3 protein-coding genes are annotated in these 3,795 nt (G+C 37.7%); all 3 read right to left on the bottom strand.

Features of this window, described 5'->3' with window-relative positions:
* Window positions 1–240: 240 nt before the first annotated feature.
* The 3 genes from R3333_RS13095 to tpx all read right to left on the bottom strand — a co-directional run bounded on the left by R3333_RS13095 (window position 241) and on the right by tpx (window position 3,721).
* Window positions 241–1,260: a pirin family protein gene (locus R3333_RS13095; protein ID WP_318959221.1), complete on the bottom strand. Its 1,020-nt coding sequence runs from the start codon at window positions 1,258–1,260 to the stop codon at window positions 241–243.
* A 326-nt stretch (window positions 1,261–1,586) separates the two neighbouring features.
* On the bottom strand, window positions 1,587–3,032 hold the full coding sequence (locus R3333_RS13090; RefSeq protein WP_318959220.1) for an adenosine deaminase: 1,446 nt from the start codon (window positions 3,030–3,032) through the stop codon (window positions 1,587–1,589).
* Window positions 3,033–3,226: 194 nt separating this feature from the next.
* Window positions 3,227–3,721, bottom strand: a complete 495-nt coding sequence (gene tpx / locus R3333_RS13085; protein ID WP_318959219.1) for a thiol peroxidase — start codon at window positions 3,719–3,721, stop codon at window positions 3,227–3,229.
* Between the last annotated feature and the right edge of the window lie 74 nt (window positions 3,722–3,795).

Below are 3,795 nucleotides of genomic sequence, written 5' to 3'. Positions count from 1 at the left end.
GAAGGTAAATGGATGTGTTTCAATTACCGAATATAATATATTTTAAGTTGAAGGATAAGTGATTGTTGTCTGTTATTCATCTTGAAAGGTTTCTAGCATCCTTAAATCTTTCCTAAGTTCTAACCCTCAAACCCTCAAACCCTCAAACCATCAAACACTCGAACGCTCGAACTTCAACCCCTCAAACAAAAAAAGGAGCAAGCTAAAAAAAACTCACTCCTTTCAATATATTTTCATTGCTTACTTCACCACTTCGGTACCGTCCGCGAACTTGGCAAATCGTCCTTTGTTTTTGTCCCATACTTGTTCGCGCATGGGCCAAGGCCAGCCTCCAAATTCGGTTTGACGGTAAAGGGCCATGGTTTCATGTAGTTCTTGTTCAGTATTGGCAACAAAAGGTCCGTATTGTACCACAGGTTCTCCTATAGGTTTACCTTGTAGTAAAAGGATGGAAGCTTCTTCATCTCCATTTTCGATCGTTGTAGTTTGCGTTGCGTCTAATTTTAAACGTGCATGAGAATTAAGCAATTGACCATCTATAGTAAGCTCAGTACCTTCATGGAAATAGATGTTTCTATTCACAGCCTTGCTAGCGCTTGGTAGGGTAAATGTTGCTCCTGCTTCTAATTTAATGGTCCAAATGGCTATCTCGTTTTCGGGATCTGCTGCCCAAGAGTTTGGGTTGGGATCCAAAGCTTTGGTTCCGTTTAAAGTACCGGCAACTACTTTTACTTTCGCAAGCTTTCCTTTTTCATCTTTAAGTTCGACAACTGGAATATCCTCACTCCAAAGCATTTTGTAATGCGCATCTACTTTTTTACTCTTACTCGGTAGATTTAACCATATCTGAAAGAGCTCAAAAGGATTGTCTTTATCTGTATGCAATAAAGGGAACATTTCAGAGTGTTGAACCCCTTTACCTGCGGTTAACCATTGCACATCTCCATTCATAAATCTTCCTGCACCACCCAAAGAATCACTGTGGTCTACAGCTCCTTCTACAGCTATGGTTACAGTTTCAAAACCACTGTGTGGGTGATAGGGAAAACCGGGTACATTGCTCCCGTGGTACATTCTAAAATCAAGCTGTGGGTCAAAATCACTACCCATACTATGACCTGCTAACCTATCTTTATTTACTCCTAAACTTTCATTTCCCTTGGGGTAAGCGTCTTTGTGGTAAGCACAAAACATAAATGGATCTTCTGTTTTGAAGGGTGCTGCTAATGGCTCTGCACCTAATATTGAGTGTGTTTTCATCTTTCGTATTTATTTGCTTGGTCGCTATTGAATTCAATCCTTAGCGCTTATAGAGACCAAAATAGAGAATATTTGGGTTCCATAGAATTTAAAGCCCTTAGACTTTTAGTTTGTTAGTAGGGGTGACAAAATTTAAATATTTAAGCAGGCACCTTGAAGAAATCATATAAAAATTTAAGTCTAAACTTCGTTTTAGTATTTAAAGATTTAAAGAAAAAAGAGCTTCTTTTTAAATCTTTTGGTCTAATTTCAATTTAGAAGTATGTATCAAAAAGAAAGTCCCACCCAATTGGCAGGACTCTTTGTTTGAAAAACCTATGCGCTTCTTAGTTCTTGGCCATCATTGCTTCGAAAGCCTTGAATTTTGCATCCAACTTTGTATATTCTTTTTGCTTATCTTCTTCTGTTAAGAAAGAGTGGGTAATACTGTTGTAAACATATTGTTTAATTTCAGCATAAGTAGGTGAGTATCTACTTGCTAGCAACATGTATTGATTGCTTAAATTATTTCTCGAAACACCTGAATCATCCGTAGAAATGATCATAGGTACATCGTATTTCTTGTAAATTAAGTAGGGGTGTTCTTGCCCTTTAACACCTAAAATAAACTCGTTGCTTGTTAAGTTAATTTCAACCACAACAGCGCTGTCTTTCATGTATTCAATCAATTCTAGTGAACCACTTTCGTAAGGAATATCTACACCGTGACCTATACGTTGAGCATGTGCAATGTGTATAGCTTCATTGATATGGAAAGTTAAATTCTTCGGTCTAACCATACCTAAAGTTAATTCACCTGCATGTAAAGCTCTGTGCACAGTTGGGTACTTTCTGTTCAAATAATTGAACATCATCATGTGTAGGGTGTAATCCTCTAGTGCCGTTACGTTGTTCTCTGGAGCAACAATATTTACCCCTACGATTAAAGGAGTTTTAGAGCTCGCTATAAAAGCGGCAGACAAATCTGTATAAACTTCTAAAGGGTTCATTACACGGGCTGTATAGCTTTGGTAGCGTAGCGTGAAATCTTCGTCTTCCACTAAGGCATGTAAGCTATCTACTTCTGCAACAAAGGTTGTGATTCGGTTGTTGTAAGCAGCGTCTGTTTGGTAATAGGTATCTATTTGTGTTAATACAGCATCAACTTCTGCTTGTGTTTTAGCTTTCCTTAATTGAGCGACCATCGTGTCTGCATTTGGGTAGTTTTTACTACTCACACCAACAGAACTTAACATGGTTTCTAAATACTGGATGTTTTCTGCCTTTGCTCTTTCTTTCAATAAAGTCAAACCATCCAACATATATTCATCAGAAACAGTTCCGAAATATCCAAAAGTGTTAAAGAAGTTTTGATCTGGCGCAACTTGTTGGTGGTAGTGGTTGTCGTAGTCTTTGTCTGACCATAAAGTCAACAATTCTCTGTACAAAGCATCATTTGAGCGCAATTCAGCTACACTTATTAAATCTGTACCACTCGAAGCAGGAGATTTACTGATTTTTAAAGTAGTTTGATTTATACTCCAATTCTTCTTTTCTACCCAATCCAAGAAGGTTTCTGCGTATACACTACCAGTGTAATGGTGGTGTAAGTCGGCCCCTTTGGGCATATTGGTGAAGAAAAGGTTAAGTAAGGAAATCTGTGCATCACCTTCAATAACCTTATTGTAATAGGCAGCGGTAGCTTTAAAGTTTTTACTTTTTAAATCAATGTCTTGCGCTTGTAAACCAAAGGCCCCAAGAAGGGTCAAGACCATTAAACTGAGCTTTTTCATTTTTTAAGAATAGTGTGTTTGGGAGCTAAAGAAATAGAATTATTTCCATAGTTGAAACGAATTCATAGAGAAATCGATTTGACCATTGATTTATTAGTGTTTTACCCAGTAATTAAAGGGGAGAACAGGGAAGTGTATGCAATCAAAATTCTTAATGCAAAAAAAATCCCAAGCCAATTGGCCTGGGGTAATGATTATAGGGCGTTTAAAGCCTCTTCGTAATCGGGTTCATGAGAAACCTCAGGAACTTGTTGTGTATATTGAATTTTACCTTCTTTGTTTATAATAATGATATTGCGAGAGGGTAGACCTTGAAGTGGTCCGTCTACCATTTCTAAACCATAATTTTTGGCAAAAGACCCATTTTTGAAATCGGAAAGCATGACAACATTATCTATACCTTCTGCACCACAAAATCTTTGCTGCGTAAAGGGTAAATCTCTTGAAACACAGAGTACTTTTGTGTTTTCAAGGGCTGTAGCTCTTTTATTGAATTCACGCAATTCGGAGGAACAGGTGGAGGTGTCTACACTTAAAAAAGTGATTACGATCAATTGATAACCTTTAAAATCGGCCAAAGTCTTCGTACTCATGTCTGTTGCTGTGAGTTGAAAGTCTTTTGCCATTTCTCCTACTTTGGGAAGTTCTCCAGAGGTTTGTACCTCGTTTCCCTCTAATAATACTGCCATAACACGGGATATTAATTCAGTATCAATTTACAGCTTTTACGCCTGAATAAAAAAAATCCCCAAGTCAAAACTCG

This window comes from Lishizhenia sp. (assembly GCF_033720595.1).
Lineage (GTDB): Bacteria > Bacteroidota > Bacteroidia > Flavobacteriales_D > Crocinitomicaceae > Lishizhenia.
The sequence above is the reverse complement of the archived record's forward strand: the minus strand, read 5'-3'. Positions and strand labels throughout refer to the sequence as shown.

What these genes read in the sequence shown, in the direction of transcription:
- R3333_RS13095 (WP_318959221.1), bottom strand. Translation starts at nt 1,260, where the DNA reads ATGAAAACACACTCAATATTAGGTGCAGAGCCATTAGCAGCACCCTTC.
- R3333_RS13090 (WP_318959220.1), bottom strand. Translation starts at nt 3,032, where the DNA reads ATGAAAAAGCTCAGTTTAATGGTCTTGACCCTTCTTGGGGCCTTTGGT.
- tpx (WP_318959219.1), bottom strand. Translation starts at nt 3,721, where the DNA reads ATGGCAGTATTATTAGAGGGAAACGAGGTACAAACCTCTGGAGAACTT.